Below are 16,670 nucleotides of genomic sequence, written 5' to 3'. Positions count from 1 at the left end.
CCTGTCGCGAAGGCACCACGCCTCCATGAAGGTGGGGCCCTGACGTCCTCGGCCGTCGACCGGTCGGCGGTCGGACGGAAGGCGCGGTTGTCCACGACTCGGCGTATCCGCCGAGTTCAGAGGGCATGACATGATTCCGACGTGGCTCTTGTGACCGGCTCCGAGTACTTCCCGCCCACCGACCGCGTCGCTCTCGCTGAACTGGTCGCCGCCGCACGAGCGGGGCGGGGCGGGGCGGCCGTCGTTCGCGGGGAAGCCGGTATCGGCAAGACCACGTTGCTGCGTCATGTCACCGAAGGGGTCGAGGGCGTACGGCTGCTGTGGGTGAACGGGGCTGAGTTCGAAGCGGAGTTCGCCTACGCGGCGGTGCACCAGCTCACCCACGCGTTGCACGACCGGATCGAGCGGCTGCCCTCCGCGCACCGGGAGGACCTGGCCGTGGCCATGGGGCTGCGGGACGGTGGCACACCGAGCCGCTTCACCGTCGGCCTCGGCCTGCTGGGCCTGCTGTCCGATGCCGCGGCCGAGGCGCCGGTGGTGTGCGTCGTGGACGACGCGCAGTGGTTGGACCGGGCGTCGGCTCAGGTGCTGGCGTTCGTGGCCCGGCGGATCGCGGACGAGCCGGTGGCGATCGTGTTCGGAGTGCGTGACCCGCACGCCGTCGCGGAACTCGAAGGGCTGACGGCGCTGACGCTGTCCAGGCTGCCCGACCAGGCGGCCCGGACCCTGCTGTCCTCCCGCCTCCCGGGCCCGCTGGACGAGCGGGTGCGCGAACGGATCCTCGCGGAGGCCCGCGGAAACCCGCTCGCCCTGTTGGAACTGCCGCGCCGCCTGGGCCCCGCAGGTCTGGCCGGAGGGTACGGGCTGCCCGCTCCGGTCTCGCCCGCCAACCGCATCGAGCGCAGCTACCAGGAACGCATCTCCCAACTTTCCGACGGCGCGCGCACGCTGCTCCTCGTCGCGGCCGCGGAGCCGACCGGGGATCCGGGCCTGCTGTGGCGGGCCGCCGACGACCTGGACGTGGCGCCGGAAGCCGGATCGGAGGCCGAAGCCACGGACCTGATCGAGCTGGGCGGCCAGTCCCGGTTCCGGCACCCGCTGGTGCGCTCCGCGGTGTACACGTCCGCGTCGCCGGCCGAGCGCCGCCGCGTCCACGCGGCACTCGCCGATGCCACCGACCCGCTGACCGCGCCCGACCGGCGGTCCTGGCACCGGGCCCAGGCCGCGCCCCGCCCCGACGAGGACGTCGCGGCCGAGCTGCTGCGCTGCGCGCAGCGCGCGCGGGCAGGGGCGGTGCCGCCGCCGAGGCGGCCTTCCTCGGACAGGCCGCGGCCCTCACGGCCGATCCGCGCCTGCGTGCCGGACGAAGCCTCAAGGCGGCGCGGGCCGCGCTGGAGGCCGGCTCCTTCGAGAACGCGATCACGCTGGTCGAGGCGGCCGAAAGCGGCCCGATCGACGGCACGGGCCGGGTGGAGGCCGAACTCCTGCGCGGCCGGGCGGCGTTCTTCCGCGACGGCGCGGCCGACGCGGTCGGCCACCTCATCAGGGCCGCCGCTCTCGATCCCGCCCGGGGCCGGCTCCACCTGCTCGACGCCCTGCAGGCGGGGCTTGTCGTCGGCCGCGTCTCCGCCGCCGCGCGCCACGCCCTGGAAGCAGCCCGGCGCGCCCCTGCCGCGACGGGGGACCGCACCACGGCCGACGAACTGCTGGACGCGCTCGTCGCCTACCTCGACGACGACCTCGCAGCGGTCCCGAGGCTGCTGCGCTTGCTGTCGGACGTCACCGATCCGCTGTGGACGCGCCGCCTGTCGCTCGCCGCTCTGCTGGCCATCGAGCTGTGGGACGTCGCCCTGGAGGACGAACTCGCCACCCGTGCCGTCGACAGCGCCCGGACCGACGGAACGCTGATGATCCTCCCGGTCGGGCTCTGGATGCAGGCCATGGCAGCCGTCCAGCGCGGCGACCTGCTCACGGCCTCCGCTCTGAACAGCGAAGCCGACGCGATAGCCGACGTGACCGGAGTCCCGCGGCACTGGTACGGCCGACTGTTCGCCGCCGCGCTGCGCGGCGGCGCCGCCGAGGCGCAACCCCTGATCGCCCGGGTCCTGGCCGAGTCCCACGCGCGGCGCAAAGGCATGCTGACGGCGACCGCCCACGCGGCGGCGGCCCTCCACGCCAACGGGACCGCCGACCACCGCACGGCGCTGGCCTCGGCCCGGCTGGCCCTGACCGACGGTGACCTCGGGACCTCCAGCCTCGCCCTGCCCGAACTGGTCGAAGCGGCACTGCGCTGCGGTGAGGACGATACGGCCCGCGAGGCGTTCGCCCGGCTGTCGGACCACGCCCGTGCCGCGAACACCGACTGGGCGCTCGGCGTGCGCGCGCACCTCGCCGCCCTGCTGTCCGACGACCCCGAGCCGCTCCACGCCGAGGCCGTGGCACGGCTGGACGCCGCCGGCCTGCGCCTGTGGCACGGCCGGGCCCTGCTGCACCAAGGGGCGTGGCTGCGCCGGGACGGCCGTCGCCTGGAGGCGCGCCACGCGCTGCGCGCGGCCCACGGGCTGTTCACCGCGACGGGTGCGGAGGGGTTCGCCGAACGGGCCCGGGTCGAGCTGGTCGCCGCCGGCGAGCAGGTCAGGTCCGCCACGCTCGGGGGGATGGAGGCGTTGACCGGTCAAGAGTTGAACATCGCCAGGCTGGTAGCGACCGGCGCGACCTCCCGGGAGGTCGCCGACCGTTTGTTCCTCAGCCCCCGGACCATCGACGCCCACCTCCGGAGCGTCTTCAAGAAGCTCGATATCACCTCCCGCCGCCAGCTCGCCGCCGTTGTCGGGCAGACGACCTAGGAAGCCCGTCCTGCCGGCCAGGTGACGGCCTGCTGTCCGGGACGCGGCCGTCCCTCGACGCCGCCCCGGGGGGAGCGCGGACGACGTCGGCCGCGCGAGGTTCCGTGCTGTGCCGTCAGCCCGTCGGGTCGTACGGGGCGATACCGCTGCGCGTCTCGGTATCGGTGTCCGGGCGACTTAGGCAGTCGCCTAGGCGACTTTCGCCGATGAGGGCGTGGGGCCTGCCGGACGAGACTCGGGCCCATGAAGAACACGCCCTCGGGCATCGACCGGGCCGCTGCGGTCCTCGCCCGTCGTGAACTGCCGATCAGCGCCCCGGCCCCCGCCGTCTGGGATCTGCTGGCCTCCGTGCCCGACTGGCCGTCGTGGCAGCCGGACATCACCGAGGCCCGGGCGCTGACCCCGTTGACGCCGGGCGCGGTGTTCCACTGGCGGACCGCCGGACTGGACATCACCTCCACCGTGTACGCGGTCGAGGCGCCCCGCCTGATCCTGTGGGGCGGGCAGTCCCAGGGCATCACCGCGATCCATCAGTGGAGGCTCACGCCCTCGGCGGGAGCGACCCTCGTCGCCACGGAGGAGTCCTGGGACGGCGCGCCCGTGCGAGCCGATCCCGCAGGCATCGGGCAGGCGCTCGACCAGTCCCTGCTCCAGTGGCTCCTCCATCTGAGGTCCGCTGCCGAACGCGCCCCGCGCTGAACGCCGCCGGACGCCCCAGTCCCCCACCCACCGGCCCGTCAGGAGCCCCCCATGCGCAAACCGCCTCCCGGCGCCGTCCTCGCGGTACTGGCCGCGGGCCAGTTCACCGTCATGCTCGCCACCTCGATCGTCAACGTCGCGCTGCCGCAGATCCGGGACGGCGTGGGGCTCTCCGACGCCGCCACCACGTGGGTGGTCAACGCCTACGGCCTGGCCTTCGGCGCGCTGCTGCCGGCCGGCGGGCGCGCCGCCGACCTCCTGGGCCGGCGCCGGGTGCTGCTCGTCGGCCTGGGCGCGTTCGGGGCTGCCTCGGCCACCGCCGCGCTGGCCGCCTCACCCGGTGTCCTCATCGCCGCCCGCGCCGCGCAGGGCGTCGGCGCGGCGGCGATCGCCCCCGCCGCACTCGCCCTGGCCATGGACCTCCATCCGCCGGGCCCCGGCCGGACCAGGGCGCTCGCGGTCTGGGGCGCGGTGTCCGGTGCGGGAGGTGCGGCGGGAGTGGTACTCGGAGGGGTGCTCACCCGGGCGTGGGGATGGCCGTGGATCTTCCATGCGGTGACGATCGGAACGTTCGCGGTCCTGGTGGCGACGCTCACGTTCGTCCCGTCCACCCCTCCCGCCGACCGAGTCGGCTTCGACCTCGCCGGCACCGCGGCCAGCGCCATGTCCGTGACCGCCCTGGTGTGGGGCCTGACCACGGCCCGCCGCGACGGCTGGACCGACATCCGGGTCCTCGCCGCGTTCGGTGCCGCCACCGCACTCGCGCTGGTCTTCCTCCGGATCGAGCGCCGCGCCGCGGCCCCGCTGGTTCCGCCGCGTCTGTTCGCGGGCGGGAGGGTGGCGGCCGGGAACCTGCTGATGGGCCTGTTCGGCTCAACCTGGATCGCCCTGTTCTACTTCCTCCCGCTCTACCAGCAACAGGTCCTCGGCGAAGACCCGTTGACCACGGGCCTCGGCCAACTCCCGCTCGCCGGTGCCAACATGGCCGGTGCCGCACTCGCCCCCGCCCTCGCCCGCCGGGTCGGCACCCGGGCCGCGCTGGTCGGGGCCCTGCTGGCCGAGGCGGCCGGGATGCTGTGGCTGTCCCGGATCAGTGCCGACGGCGGCTTCCCGACCGACGTCCTGGGCCCCAGCCTCCTCGTCGGAGTCGGTCTGAGCATCGCCTTCGTGCAGCTGACCGCCCTGTCCGTCGAAGGGGTCACCGGCGCGGACGCAGGACTGGCGGGCGGGCTGGTCAACACCACCCGCCAGGTGGGCGGCGCCGTCGGGCTCGCCGTCCTCGCGACCGTCGCGGGAACCGTCACCGCCCACGCCGGCGGCCACCGGCCCGACCCGGAGGCGCTGACCTCCGGCTACCGCAGCGCCTTCGCCGCCTCCGCCGCCGTCCTGGCCGCCACCGCCCTGCTCGCGGCCCGCCTGACCCGGCGCACTCCCACCGACTTCACCGACCCCACCGACGCCCCGAACCCCGCTGCCCGGCCCACCGTTCACGGCCCGCACTGACCACCCCCTCCCCCGGCGATTCCCGCCAGCCCCCCGGCAATCCGCCACACACCGACCGAGAGGAACCCCGCCATGACCACCATCGACGAGACCGCACCCGTCATCGTCCGCCTGTCCACCGAGATCGACGCCCCGCTGGAGCGGGTGTGGGCCCTGCACACCGGCATCGGCGACTGGCCGGTGTGGAACACCGACATCGACCAGGCCCGCCTGGACGGCCCGCTCGCCGAGGGCAGCTCGTTCACCTGGCGCACCCACGAGCTGGACATCACCTCCACCGTCCACGAGCTGGTGCCCGGCGCCCGGATCGTGTGGGGCGGGCCCGCGCACGGCATCGACGGCGTCCACGTGTGGACCTTCGAGCGCGCCGGCGACCGGGTGCTCGTCCGCACCGAGGAGTCCTGGAGCGGCGCCCCCGTGGAAGCCGCCGCCGACCAGCTCGGCGCCGCCCTGCGCACGTCCCTGGAGGACTGGCTCACCTGCCTGAAGAACCGCTCCGAGCGCCGCTCCTGACGATCCGCCACCGCCACGCTCCGTGACGCCGGTACCACCGCGCCGACCCCTGAGGAACCGACCATGACCGACAAGCCCTTCCTGACCGGCCACTACACCCCCGCCGCCGACGAACTGACCGCCACCGAACTGACCGTCGAGGGCTCCCTGCCGCCCGAGCTGACCGGCCGCCTGGTCCGCAACAGCCACAACCCGAAGCCCGGTGTCACCCCCACCCACTGGTTCAAGGGCAGCGGCATGGTGCACGGCATCCGGCTGCGCGAGGGCCGCGCCGAGTGGTACCGCAACCGCTGGGTGCGCACACCCGCGCTGGACGGCGCCCCGTACATCACGGAGAACGGCCCGGACCTGACCGCCTCCACCGCCGGCACCCACGTGATCGAGCACGGCGGCCGGCTGCTCGCCCTGTGCGAGGCCAACTTCCCGTTCGAGCTCACCACGGACCTGGAGACGGTCGGCCCGTTCGACTTCGCCGGCAAGCTGCGCAGCGCGATGACCGCCCACCCCAAGAGCGACCCGGTCACCGGCGAACTGCACTTCTTCGGCTCCTCGCCCTTCCCGCCGTTCCTCCTCTACTACGTCGCCGACTCCGACGGGCACATCACCCACAGCGCCGAGATCCCCGGCGCCACCGCCTCGCTGAAGCACGACTTCGCCGTCACCCGCAACCACGTGGTCTTCGTCGAGGGCACCGTCACCTTCGACCCCGCCGAGCACTCGGGAATCCCGTACTCCTGGCAGGACGCGCAGCCCGCCCGGATCGGTGTCATGCCGCGCGGGCCGCAGGGCGCCGCCGCGGTCCGCTGGTTCCCGATCGAGCCGGGGAACATGCTGCACGTCGCCAACGCCTACGAGGACGCCGACGGGCGCATCGTGCTGGAGGGCCCGACCGTCGACCGCGAGGGCTTCCGGCTGTCCTGGAACTGGTGGGTCGGCGCCCCCGGCCGCGGCAGCGAGCCCAACGCCCGCTCCTACAACCGGCGCTGGGTCGTCGACCTGGCTGCGGGCCGGGTGGACGAGCGCGTGATCGACGACCTCGCCATCGAGTTCCCCACCCTCAACGAGGACTACCTCGGCCTGGAGAACCGCTACCAGTACGCGGTCTCCTTCCCCGACCAGGACGGCTTCGGCGGGTACGGCATCGTCAAGTACGACCGTGCCACCGGCGAGCGGCGCATCCACCAGGCCGGCGATGCCCGGCTGCCCAGCGAGGCGGTGTTCGTCCCCGCGGCCGGCGGCACCCGGGAGGACGACGGCTACCTGCTGACCGTGGTCTCCGACCTCAAGCAGGACGCCTCCCGGCTGCTCGTCCTGGACGCCGCCGGCCTGGACCGGATCGCCACCGTCCACCTCCCGCGCCGGGTGACCGCCGGCATCCACGGCTCCTGGATCCCCGACAGCACCCGGTGACGAACGCCCGGGGACGAGCACCGCCCCGGGACGCCCGGTACCCCCTCTCTCCACGAAGGAGCACAGCCTTGCGCACACTCACCGCAGCCACGACCGCGGCCGTCACCGTGGCACTCCTGCTCACCACCTCCACCGCCGCCTCCGCCCTCACCACCGACCGCCCCACCGCAGCGGCCGAGGCGAACGTGCAGATCGACCAGCAGGCCCCGGTCATCACCCGCACCGACATCCTCATCCACGCCCCGCTGCACACCGTCTGGAAGATCCAGACCGACGTCGAGAACTGGCCCACCTGGCAGCCGAACGTCGAGAGGATGACCAAGGACACGCCCGGACGCCTGCGCCCCGGCTCGGTGTTCCGTTGGAGCACCGAGGGCCTCGACATCACCTCCACCGTCAAGCAGGTCATCCCCTGCAAGCGCCTCGTCTGGGGCGGCCCCGCCCAGGGCATCACCGCCGTCCACGTCTGGACCTTCACCCCCACCCGCGACGGCGTCCTCGTCCACACCGAGGAGTCCTGGACAGGCGAGCCGGTCACCGCCAACCAAGCCGTGCTCCAGGCCGCCCTCGACACCTCCCTCCACCACTGGGTCACCAACCTCAAGCACGAGGCCGAGGCACAGGCCACCCGGTAACCCGGCCCACCTTCCTCGGCCCGGAACCGGCAGCCGCCCGGTCCGGGCCGAGGCGGTGCGGGCGACTCCCGCACTCCGTTGATCCTCGCCGCGAACGGCGTCCGGGCCGATGACCAGCACCACCCGGCAACCACGACGGCAGCCGGCACAAGGCCCCTGCCCGGCAAGCCGGCACGCTGCAGCCGGCGCTTCTACGGCCTCTCAGCGCCCCGACAGCACGTGGGGCAGGCCGCCGGAGCCGAGCAGCGACGCGGACACCCAGAGGAACACGCCGCCCACCGCCGTGGCCATGATCGGCAATCCCCAGGGGGCGAGGCCGCCGACCCTGCGGGCGCGCTGCGGCTTCCCGGCCGGATACCCGACCCGGACCGTCTCTCCGACCTGGCCGCGGACGTTCGTCTCGAAGCGTCGGGGAGTACCGGACTCGTCCATGAACTGAACCGTGCAGGAGCTGCCGCCGCGCCCAGCGGCGCTGATGCGCGTGATCATGCCGCTGGTACGGCGCCCCGCGCCGGCCTGCCACTGACGCGCCGCCTGATAGGCGGCGACCCCCCAGGCAGCGGTCCCGACTGCGCCGGTGAAGAGGGCTCCGGTGTCGACCATGGTTCCGCCTGCTCGGTGCTCGGTGGCCGCAGGCAGGGGTCGCCAACGGCTGGGCGTGCAGCATACGCGGCGCGCTCGGCTTCCTCGGGCCGCGGGTGTGCCACCGGCGCAGGCCCAATGACATCGTGGCCGTGGCTCAGTGCTGCCGGAAGCGGATCAGCGACGGTGCTCCACGGTCTCGGGGTCCGTCCGCGGGCCGTACCGGTCCGGGCCACCGAGCACCGACCCCTTGACCAAGGCGATGCAGTGGGCCTGCTTGCCGTCGACGAGGAAGCGGGCGGGCGCGGTCTTCCGTTGCCGTGGCCAGGGCTTCGACACCTCATGAGCACCCGGAGGCCCTGCTTGCCTCCGTTCAGCCTTCTGCCGCGAACGGTGAAGCGACGTTCGTCCGCCTCGGCAGCGCATGCCCGACTACGACCGGAAACCCGGCGGGGCTCGATGACACCGTTTGACGCTGCCTCGGCCGTCAGCGGGCGTGGGCTCCTCATCAGGGGCGGGGCGGTCGGCGGATGATCCGCAGGCGCGGTGCGGGCAGCAGGAAGGCCGCGCAGCCGATCTGGAACAGCATGCCGATCAGCGCCCACCCGCTGACGAACAGCACGAACATCGGCGGCCCGCACCACAGGACGGTGACGACGGGCCGATGGAGTTCGCTCTCCCGCTTCGACGCGAAGAGGAGGAGCAGCAGCAGCGACGGCACGCCGAACCACCCGAACAGGACCAGCCCCAGCTCGATGAAGCCGGTCAGGAACTCCGGTCCGGAGAACTCACCGGTATGTGCCAGCCAGAGCGCGAAACCACCGGCCGCGGCACTCCATCCACAGCCGAGGGCGAACAGATAGCGGACGGTGGCCCGAACGAACCACGCCAGGGCGCTCTCGGTTCTCAGCACGGCATCCATGGCCACTCGACCTCTTCGGCAGCTCCAGCAGGAGCATCATCCTCGCAGCATATTTGAACGCGTTCAATAGCTTCCCTGGGTCGGCCTCTGTCCGAGTGACGGGGTTGACACATGAGCCACCCCGGCCATCTGAACCCGTATCAACCCGGACAGCTCCTCCGAACGACGCCGCCCTGGCTTCAGCCCGGGGTCCGGTACCGCCAACACCGCGGCGACCGGGCGGCGTGATCAGCGGTCGTGGAGGAGGGCGACCGCTTCGGCGAAGTCGGCCCGCGCGGGTTCGAAGGATCGTGCCGCGGCGAAGAACATCGACCGGTCGGTGAGGGCGCGGGCGAGGCGTGCGGGATCGTCGGGAAGGCGGCGGGCGAGCGTCACCCCCTCGTCGAAGTACGGTGTGAACCGCTCCTGGAACAGGTAGGGACGGTCGCCTTCGCGGACGGCCGCGCGGATGCTGATCCTGCGTTGGACGTCGACCAGCTCGGGCAGCCGGTCGGTCTCGCGCAGCCTCGCCGCCTCTGCTTCGAGGCCCGGCAGCATACCGAGGAAACCGTCCCGCACGTCGCGCGACCATCCGAGCCCCGTGCCGAACGGCGGCATCGGGGACTCGGGGCTCGCGGCGGGTTCGGCTGCCCGCCCCGACAGGACGAAGAGCGTCCTCCACCACCCCAGGATGCAACTCCAGTTCTTCGGCTCGCCTGTGGTCGCAAGCTCCTCCAGGACACTCAGGGCCTCTCGCCGAGCGACCGCAGCACCCGCCCCATCCCCGACGGTCTCCCGCATCCGGGAGAAGTGAACCGACTCCCAGGTGAGTATCGCCAGAGCGGTGCGCTGTTCAGTCGCCTCGCGCCGGGTCTCCTCAAGGAGCCTGCGGAAGACGGTCGATGCGGCGTCGTGCAGGCCGGCGCCCTCCAGGTTCGCCGCCCACCGCACCATGTTCCAGAAGGAGTGCTCCGGGATTCCGTTCCGGGCGGCCTCTTCGTCGAGCTCCGCAGCCTCCCTGAAGCACCCCTCCTCGGCCAGAACACTCGCCAGAGGCTTGCTTCGTCCGGCCCTGGCCAGCTCCGCACAGATCGCGCGTCCTTCCACCCTGCGCCCGAGGGCGAACAAGGAAGCCTGGTAGGCGTCCAAGGCCCGGCACAACAGCTCCGCCCGGTCCGGCGCCCCGGCCTCCATCCTGCGAGCGGCCTGGGAAGCCTCGGCGGCCAGCGCGACGTCCACCGTCGGATCCCGGCTCTCGTACCACAACGCGAGCAGGGCATCGACCAACTTCGGCACGTACGCCTTCGGACTCACCTCGGCCAGAACCCGGTACGCGCCGACCAGTTCGGCCCGACTCCGCCGGCCGGAGCCAAGCAGCAGCACGCGGGCCCGAAGCACCGCGTCGTGATCGATCGTCACCATTCCCCCTGTCTCCGGATGACGCACGAAGGAGATTCTGAGAGGCGGGGGACGGACCGGACAAGCCTCGCGAACTGTGGGTTCCGTCCTACGAAAATCGGCGCTGACCTGCCATGATGGACATGCTTTCGCCCTGAATCCACGAGCGGGGAGCCGCACCGAACGCCTCCCGCCCCGCACACGGCACCCCGGAGGGATCGGGGTTCCTGGTCCTCGCCGGATGCTGTAGCCGACCTTCCGGCCGACGTATGGACGTCAGCGCGCCGGACAGCATCGGCTCGGACGCCGCCTTCACCCCCGGGGTGAATCGCGGCGCCGCGGGCGGGTGCGGCAGGTCGTCACGTCACAGCGTCACAGCGCCGGTTGCGCGGCTTGCGCAAGGATGGTCATCCCGCGCTGCCGGCCGGTCCGTTCCGCGATCACGGGCGCGGGCAACGTCGGCGTCTCCCGAGGAAGCTCGCGGATCCACGGAGACGAGCCCGACGTGTTCGGCCTGCCGGGTGCCGTGCCGGCGCCTACTCGATGTGACGCAGCAGGGCGGTGACGGCTGGATGCACCTGCCCTCGGGGGTGTACCACCATCACCTTCCAGGTGGGTGCGTGTGGGGTGAAGTGGTGGGGCATGAGGTCGGGGAAGCGGGCGGCCAGGGATGCGGGCATGATGCACACGCCGAGGTCCTGGCGGACCAGGTCGGTGGCGGCCAGGATGTCGTTGACCTCGAAGGTGGCGGTGCGGTCGACGAGGGCCGCGCGGAAGGCCCGGTCGACCGAGTGCCGGATGGCCCAGCCGGCGGGGAACTCCACCAGTGGCAGGGCGGCGGCCTCGGCGAGGGTGACCGGTCGCTCGCCTTCCATGGCGCGGCCCGGTGCCGTGATCAGGACCATCTCCTCCTCCTTCAGCACGCGTGTGGCCAGTCCTCGTTGCTGGGGGCGGTCCAGTGCCGCGACGGCCACGTCCGTGGTGCCGTCGCGCAGTGCCTGCAGGATGTCGTCGGCCGGTGCCTGGCGAAGCCTGAGCGTGACCTGTGGGTGCTGGTGGCGGAAGGCGGCCAGCGCCTGGGCGAGGCCCGTGTGGAGGCCCTGCATGACGCCGATCGTGATCTCTCCCGTCAGCTCTCCTTTGACGAGGTCGACGGCGGCGCGGGCTTCCTCGGTTGCCCGCAGTGCGGCGCGGGCGGCCGGGAGGAACGCCTGGCCGGCCGGGGTGAGGGATACCCGGTGGGTGGTCCGGTGGAAGAGCGGTGCGCCCAGCTCGCGCTCAAGGGTGCGCACCGTGGTGGAGACCGCGGACTGCACCACGTGCAGGCGTCGTGCCGCCGCGCTGAAGCCGCCCTCCTCGGCGACCGCGACGACGACCTCCATCTGTCGAAGATCCATTTCGCCTCCGTACCCCCTCCGGGCCCGCTGACTCCAGGCTATCTCCGACAGAGATTACCGTCATCTCAAGCCATCTCCTCGACATGGGAAGCGGTGGCGGTGGCACGAGGTTGAAGAGGTCGTCGGCAGCGAGGGAGCTGCCGGTGAACCAAGGCCTCCGGCCCGTTGCCGGATGCCCGCCCCAAGCAAGGAGACGTCATGTCGAACAACGGCCTCATCGACCCCGCCGACGCAGCGGTTCTGCTGGTGGACCACCAGAGCGGTCTGCTGCAGATCGTCAACCACACCAACATCCACGAGCTGCGCAACAACGTGGCTGTTCTGGCCAAGGCCGCCACCCTGGCCGGCGCCCCGGTGATCGCCACCGCGTCCGTCCCCGAGGGCCCGAACGGCCCGCTGATCCCCGAGGTCTTCGACAACGCCCCCCAGGCGACCTACGTCCAGCGTCACGGTGAGATCAACGCCTGGGACGTGGAGGGCTTCCGCAGCGCCGTCGCGCGGACCGGCCGCCGCACCCTCCTCATCGCCGGCATCATGACCAGCGTCTGCGTCGTCGAGCCCGCGCTGGCCGCCCTCGCCGAGGGATACGACGTGTACGCCGTCATCGACGCCTCCGGCACGTACTCCGACGAGGCACAGCGGATCTCGATCGAGCGCCTGAGCCGTGCGGGCGTCAAGGTCATCGACGTCCTGGGTGTGGCGGCCGAGCTGCAGAAGACCTGGGCCCGCGAGGACTGGGCCGCCTGGGGCGGCATCTACGCGAGCGTCAGCCCCGGCTACGCCGCCGTCATGGAGTCCGTGGCCCGCGCCCAGGCGGAGGCCACCGGGTCCGAGGGCGCCGGCGCCGAGGTCAAGTGGGCCGAGGCCCGCGGCCGGCTGGCCTGAACCCCTTCGCCCGCCCCGGGCCGTCCGGCCCGGGCTGGGCGAACCCGTCCTTCAGCGACTTGAGTTTCACGGCCGGCGTCGGTCCCAGGCGGCGCCGGCCGGCCACCGTCACCACTCGGAGCACTCACGAAAACGGAGCACCCCCATGTCGTCGTCCGCCCCCCGGCTCGTTCGCCGGACACCCGGCCGGCAGATCGCCGCCCGGCACTCGGCCCGCAGGCACGGGGCCGGGTTCTGGCTGATCGCCTCGGCGTTCGTCACGGCCATGGCGTTCTCCACCGTCCCGACGCCGCTGTACCCCCTCTACCAGGCACGCGACGGCTTCTCCACCTTCACCGTCACCGTGGTGTTCGCCGTCTACGCCCTCGGCGTCCTGGCCAGCCTGCTGCTGGCCGGGCACATCTCGGACTGGCTCGGCCGACGCAAGGTCCTGATCACGGCACTGACCCTCGAACTGGCCGCCGCCGCACTGTTCCTCACCCAGCCAGCCCTGCCGCTCCTTCTCCTCGCACGGCTGGTCACCGGCCTCGGGGTCGGCATGCTCACCGCGACCGCCACCGCGCACCTGCACGAACTGCACACCGCCCACCGCCCCGACGCCTCGCCGCAGCGCTTCGAGATCGTCTCCACCGCGGCCAACATCGGCGGCCTCGGCTTCGGCCCGCTCATCGCCGGCCTTCTCGCCCAGTACCTCGGCGCCCCCCTGCGCCTGCCCTACCTCGTCTTCGGCGCCCTGCTGCTGATCAGCATCGCCGCGGTCGCGCTCACCCCCGAAACGGTCCAGGCGCAGTCCGTCAGGCCCGCCTACCGGCCGCAGCGCATCAGCACCGACCACGGTGACCCCGCCGGATACCTGGCCGCCGCGGCCGCGGGCTTCGCGTCCTTCGCGGTCTTCGGCCTGTTCACCTCGCTGGCTCCCGGATTCGTCGGCCACACCCTGCACCACCCCTCCCGCGCACTGGCCGGACTGACCGTGTTCGCCGTGTTCGGCGCCTCCGCCGCGGCCCAGACCCTCACCAGCCGCCTCGACGCCGCACTGCGCAGGAACCTCGGCCTGTACGCCCAGGCCGCCGGGACGACCGCGCTCGCCGTCGGCATGCACACCGCCAGCCTCACCCTGTTCCTGGTGGCCGGCATCACGGCCGGCATCGGCGCCGGGGTCCTGTTCAAATCCGCCGTCGGCACCGTCGTCGCCATGGCCACCCCGGCCAAACGCGGCGAAGCCCTCGCCGGCCTCTTCCTCATCTCCTACCTCGGCCTCGCCCTGCCCGCCATCGCCATCGGCATCGCCACCCGCTACACCACCATGACCACCGCGATGACCTGGTTCACCGCGGCCCTGCTCGCCCTGCTCACCACGGCCGGCCTCCTCGCCCGCCGCCCCCGCCACACCGACTGAGCGCATCCTGCGCCACCAGGCCCGAAGACCCATGCGGCGCCCCGTCCAGCCCCGTGCGGCCCGGCGCCCGGCCCACTCGACCAGCCCTCCCCCGGTCCGGAAGGTGCACCATGACAACGACGCCAACGCCGACTCCAGCCTCCCCGCCGCATCCCCGGCCGAAGCTGGTGGCGACCGACCTCGACGGCACACTCCTGCACAGCGACGGCAGCCTGTCCCAGCGCACCCGGGCCGCCCTGACCGCGGCGAGCAAGGCCGGCATCCGCATCGTCCTCGTCACCGGCCGCCCACCACGGTGCGTTCCCGCCCTGCTGGAGACCATCGGACGGCACTACGTCATCGCCGCCAACGGCGCCGCACTGTACGCGCCGGACGCAACCCCGATCCGCATCTCCCCGATTCGGTCCGACCCGGCGACCGAACTCGTGACGCGACTGCGCGCTGCCGTGCCCGGCGTCTCCTTCGCCGTGGAGTACGAGACGGCATACGGCCACGAACCCGACTACCCCCACTGGTCGTACGGCGAAGAGGCCGTCGAGCCGATCGCTCCCGCCGAGGACCTGCTCACGCCGGCGCCGGGCCGCCATGTACTCAAGCTCCTCGCCCACCACCCCACACTGCCCCTCGACGTCTTCCACGAGCAGGCGCGGCGCAGTGCCGGCGGCAGTGCCGAGACGACCCACTCCACGGGTTTGTCACTGGTGGAGTTCAGCGCGCCCGGCGTCACCAAGGCCGCCACGCTCCTCGCGTGGAGCAGCCGGCTCGGCATCACCGCCGACGAGATCGCCGCCTTCGGCGACATGCCCAACGACCTCCCCATGCTCAAGGCGGTCGGCGCGCCCTACGCCATGACCAACGCCCACCCGGAGGTCCTCCGGACCGCGCGCTGTCGTACCGCCTCCAACGACGAGGACGGCGTCGCCCAGGCCCTCGAACGGTTCGTCGCCGCGCCGGCGCACGCCCACCGAGTGCGCTGAACCGCCTCGTGCGGGCCACCGCCGCACTCGCGCGCTGCCCGGTCTGCACCGCGGTCGGCGTTCGGCGTGGAACCGGTGCACTGACCGGTGCACTCTTCCTCAGCGCATGCGGAACGGATCGTTCTGGATTCTCCGGCGAGCCGGGAAGCAGGGGGGATTCCACGGGGCCCGGCCGGCGGGAGGCCGGCAGCGCCGAGCCGCGGCGCGGCCGCTCGGAACCGCCCCGACTCGGCTCGATCAGGGTGCGTGCACGACCCGGTTGAAGAGCCGGCCGGCGAGATCGACGCCTATGACCGCGCCGTTGTCGTCGCGGGAGAAGTAGCCGCGTTGCCCCTCGCGACCGCCTTCGGTGACGATGTACTCATCGCGGTCGCCGAGAAGGAAGCCGATGGCTGCGGCCGGGTAGCCGGGCGGCATCTCCTCGTCCGATGCCTCACGGATCTCCGGCTTGATATCGACGGCCAGGGTGAGACGGGTGCCGTCGGTGGCGATGTCGAGGCTCATGGCGTCGATCTCGTAGTGGCCGACGACCTGCCGGGCCCGCTCCTCGTCGTACGGGAGCGGCTCCGCTGCCTGCTCGACGACGCCTAGGTAGTGCTCCAGCGCCCACTTCACGACGGACTGGTTGAAGGGCCGTTCGGCCCGGCGTTGGCCAGGCAGACCACCGCGAAGTTGCGTTCCGGCACGATGAGCAGCTCGGCGAACTGGCCGTTACCCGAGCCGCCGTGCCCGATCCCGAGAATGCCGTCCAGGTCGTTCAGGAACCAGCAGATGCCCAAGCCGTCGCCGAGCGTGCTGGCGCGCAGCGTGACTGTCTGCTCCCGCATGCGATGCAACGCCGAGGCGGGCAACACGCCGTCACCATCGCCGAGTTGGAATCGCGCCCAGCGCAGCAGATCGCTCACCGAGGAGGCGAGGCCGCCACCGGGGTTGTCGGCGCGCGCGCCCTCCTTGAAGGCCCCCCACGGGCGGGCGGGGCGCAGTTCGCCGTCCTCGCCTCGGTTGTAGCCCACCGCGAACTTGCGGACCATCACCTCGGCCAGACCGTACACGGTGTCCGACAGGCCTACCGGCTCCAGGACGAGTGAGGCCATGGCCTGCTCGAAGGGCAGGCCTGTGACCTTCTCGATGACCCGTCCGGCCAGGTCGTATCCGGCCTGGCTGTACGACGCGCGGGCACCGGGCGGTGCGACCAGCGGCAGCTGGGGCAGCTTCGCCACGAGCCCGGCCAGGGAGCCGTCGCCCTTGCCGTCGTCGACCAGGTTCCAGTCCATGCCTGCGGTGTGGTTGAGCAGGTTCAGGACGGTGATCTGCGCTGCGGCCCGCTCATCGGCGAGCTTCAGCTCGGGGACGTAGCGCCGCACCGGGGCATCCAGGTCCACCCTTCCCTCCGCGACCAGGCGCATCAGCGCGGTAGTCGATCTCGCCGGCCTCGGCGCGGCGGATCTGGTCGGCGAGCTGACGCACGTGCAGGGCGTCGCCGGCCCACCCGCAGGACGGCAGGTCCGCGTGGGTCAGGTCGCGG

Annotated in this window: 16 protein-coding genes and 1 pseudogene; 10 read left to right on the top strand and 7 right to left on the bottom strand. The window is 72.6% G+C overall.

From position 1 onward, the window contains the following. Window positions 1-141: 141 nt before the first annotated feature. From CRP52_RS40970 to CRP52_RS34930, 7 genes and pseudogenes are all read left to right on the top strand, one after another. Window positions 142-624, top strand: a pseudogene (locus tag CRP52_RS40970) (AAA family ATPase); the annotation flags it as partial. 845 nt (window positions 625-1,469) lie between these two features. Next, the gene (locus CRP52_RS40145; protein ID WP_257033205.1) at window positions 1,470-2,846 is read left to right on the top strand and encodes a helix-turn-helix domain-containing protein; all 1,377 of its coding nucleotides are present in this window, start codon (window positions 1,470-1,472) and stop codon (window positions 2,844-2,846) included. Window positions 2,847-3,089: 243 nt separating this feature from the next. Beyond that, the gene (locus CRP52_RS34950; RefSeq protein WP_097240853.1) at window positions 3,090-3,545 is read left to right on the top strand and encodes an SRPBCC family protein; all 456 of its coding nucleotides are present in this window, start codon (window positions 3,090-3,092) and stop codon (window positions 3,543-3,545) included. Window positions 3,546-3,596: 51 nt separating this feature from the next. Then, window positions 3,597-5,048 (top strand): MFS transporter, encoded by a 1,452-nt coding sequence (locus CRP52_RS34945; protein ID WP_097240852.1) that lies wholly within the window; start codon window positions 3,597-3,599, stop codon window positions 5,046-5,048. 72 nt (window positions 5,049-5,120) lie between these two features. Next, window positions 5,121-5,561: an SRPBCC family protein gene (locus tag CRP52_RS34940; protein WP_097240851.1), complete on the top strand. Its 441-nt coding sequence runs from the start codon at window positions 5,121-5,123 to the stop codon at window positions 5,559-5,561. A gap of 63 nt (window positions 5,562-5,624) precedes the next feature. Further along, a complete protein-coding gene (locus CRP52_RS34935) occupies window positions 5,625-6,971 on the top strand; it encodes a carotenoid oxygenase family protein (protein ID WP_097240850.1) in 1,347 nt (448 codons plus the stop codon). Window positions 6,972-7,039: 68 nt separating this feature from the next. Then, complete coding sequence (locus CRP52_RS34930) at window positions 7,040-7,606, top strand: SRPBCC family protein (RefSeq protein WP_257033204.1); 567 nt, start codon at window positions 7,040-7,042, stop codon at window positions 7,604-7,606. Between the two features lie 201 nt (window positions 7,607-7,807). Here the strand turns inward: CRP52_RS34930 and CRP52_RS34925 are convergent, their stop codons facing one another. The 5 genes from CRP52_RS34925 to CRP52_RS34910 form a co-directional block, all read right to left on the bottom strand. Continuing rightward, on the bottom strand, window positions 7,808-8,209 hold the full coding sequence (locus CRP52_RS34925) for a DUF3592 domain-containing protein (protein WP_097240849.1): 402 nt from the start codon (window positions 8,207-8,209) through the stop codon (window positions 7,808-7,810). Window positions 8,210-8,365: 156 nt separating this feature from the next. Further along, window positions 8,366-8,527, bottom strand: coding sequence for a hypothetical protein (locus CRP52_RS38740; protein WP_179853132.1), 162 nt, complete (start codon window positions 8,525-8,527; stop codon window positions 8,366-8,368). Window positions 8,528-8,696: 169 nt separating this feature from the next. Continuing rightward, entirely contained in the window at window positions 8,697-9,110 is a 414-nt protein-coding gene (locus CRP52_RS34920; protein ID WP_143685911.1) for a hypothetical protein, read from the bottom strand. Between the two features lie 228 nt (window positions 9,111-9,338). Next, window positions 9,339-10,511 (bottom strand): hypothetical protein, encoded by a 1,173-nt coding sequence (locus CRP52_RS34915; protein WP_097240847.1) that lies wholly within the window; start codon window positions 10,509-10,511, stop codon window positions 9,339-9,341. Between the two features lie 512 nt (window positions 10,512-11,023). Beyond that, window positions 11,024-11,884, bottom strand: coding sequence for a LysR family transcriptional regulator (locus CRP52_RS34910; RefSeq protein WP_097240846.1), 861 nt, complete (start codon window positions 11,882-11,884; stop codon window positions 11,024-11,026). 198 nt (window positions 11,885-12,082) lie between these two features. Between CRP52_RS34910 and CRP52_RS34905 the strand changes: the two genes are divergently transcribed. From CRP52_RS34905 to CRP52_RS34895, 3 genes are all read left to right on the top strand, one after another. Beyond that, window positions 12,083-12,769 (top strand): isochorismatase family protein, encoded by a 687-nt coding sequence (locus CRP52_RS34905; RefSeq protein WP_097240845.1) that lies wholly within the window; start codon window positions 12,083-12,085, stop codon window positions 12,767-12,769. A gap of 145 nt (window positions 12,770-12,914) precedes the next feature. Then, window positions 12,915-14,168, top strand: a complete 1,254-nt coding sequence (locus CRP52_RS34900) for an MFS transporter (RefSeq protein ID WP_097240844.1) — start codon at window positions 12,915-12,917, stop codon at window positions 14,166-14,168. 110 nt (window positions 14,169-14,278) lie between these two features. Further along, window positions 14,279-15,145: a Cof-type HAD-IIB family hydrolase gene (locus CRP52_RS34895; RefSeq protein ID WP_097240843.1), complete on the top strand. Its 867-nt coding sequence runs from the start codon at window positions 14,279-14,281 to the stop codon at window positions 15,143-15,145. 237 nt (window positions 15,146-15,382) lie between these two features. Here CRP52_RS34895 and CRP52_RS39020 read toward each other — a convergent pair whose 3' ends face one another. Together CRP52_RS39020 and CRP52_RS34890 are read right to left on the bottom strand one after the other, a co-directional pair. Next, on the bottom strand, window positions 15,383-15,760 hold the full coding sequence (locus CRP52_RS39020) for a hypothetical protein (RefSeq protein WP_218893213.1): 378 nt from the start codon (window positions 15,758-15,760) through the stop codon (window positions 15,383-15,385). Next, entirely contained in the window at window positions 15,757-16,551 is a 795-nt protein-coding gene (locus tag CRP52_RS34890) for a serine hydrolase domain-containing protein (RefSeq protein WP_218893212.1), read from the bottom strand. The genes CRP52_RS39020 and CRP52_RS34890 overlap by 4 nt, the downstream gene beginning before the upstream one ends. Window positions 16,552-16,670 lie beyond the last annotated feature (119 nt).

Source organism: Streptomyces sp. 1331.2, from assembly GCF_900199205.1.
GTDB lineage: Bacteria > Actinomycetota > Actinomycetes > Streptomycetales > Streptomycetaceae > Kitasatospora.
This window is presented reverse-complemented; position numbering and strand designations above follow the sequence as displayed.

Excerpts from the sequence above, each read along its gene's own strand:
- CRP52_RS34945 (WP_097240852.1), top strand. The coding sequence starts at position 3,597 with ATGCGCAAACCGCCTCCCGGCGCCGTCCTCGCGGTACTGGCCGCGGGC.
- CRP52_RS34925 (WP_097240849.1), bottom strand. The coding sequence starts at position 8,209 with ATGGTCGACACCGGAGCCCTCTTCACCGGCGCAGTCGGGACCGCTGCC.
- CRP52_RS34890 (WP_218893212.1), bottom strand. The coding sequence starts at position 16,551 with ATGCGCCTGGTCGCGGAGGGAAGGGTGGACCTGGATGCCCCGGTGCGG.
- CRP52_RS34900 (WP_097240844.1), top strand. The coding sequence starts at position 12,915 with ATGTCGTCGTCCGCCCCCCGGCTCGTTCGCCGGACACCCGGCCGGCAG.
- CRP52_RS34940 (WP_097240851.1), top strand. The coding sequence starts at position 5,121 with ATGACCACCATCGACGAGACCGCACCCGTCATCGTCCGCCTGTCCACC.
- CRP52_RS34950 (WP_097240853.1), top strand. The coding sequence starts at position 3,090 with ATGAAGAACACGCCCTCGGGCATCGACCGGGCCGCTGCGGTCCTCGCC.
- CRP52_RS34895 (WP_097240843.1), top strand. The coding sequence starts at position 14,279 with ATGACAACGACGCCAACGCCGACTCCAGCCTCCCCGCCGCATCCCCGG.
- CRP52_RS34920 (WP_143685911.1), bottom strand. The coding sequence starts at position 9,110 with ATGGATGCCGTGCTGAGAACCGAGAGCGCCCTGGCGTGGTTCGTTCGG.
- CRP52_RS34915 (WP_097240847.1), bottom strand. The coding sequence starts at position 10,511 with ATGGTGACGATCGATCACGACGCGGTGCTTCGGGCCCGCGTGCTGCTG.
- CRP52_RS34905 (WP_097240845.1), top strand. The coding sequence starts at position 12,083 with ATGTCGAACAACGGCCTCATCGACCCCGCCGACGCAGCGGTTCTGCTG.
- CRP52_RS34910 (WP_097240846.1), bottom strand. The coding sequence starts at position 11,884 with ATGGATCTTCGACAGATGGAGGTCGTCGTCGCGGTCGCCGAGGAGGGC.
- CRP52_RS34935 (WP_097240850.1), top strand. The coding sequence starts at position 5,625 with ATGACCGACAAGCCCTTCCTGACCGGCCACTACACCCCCGCCGCCGAC.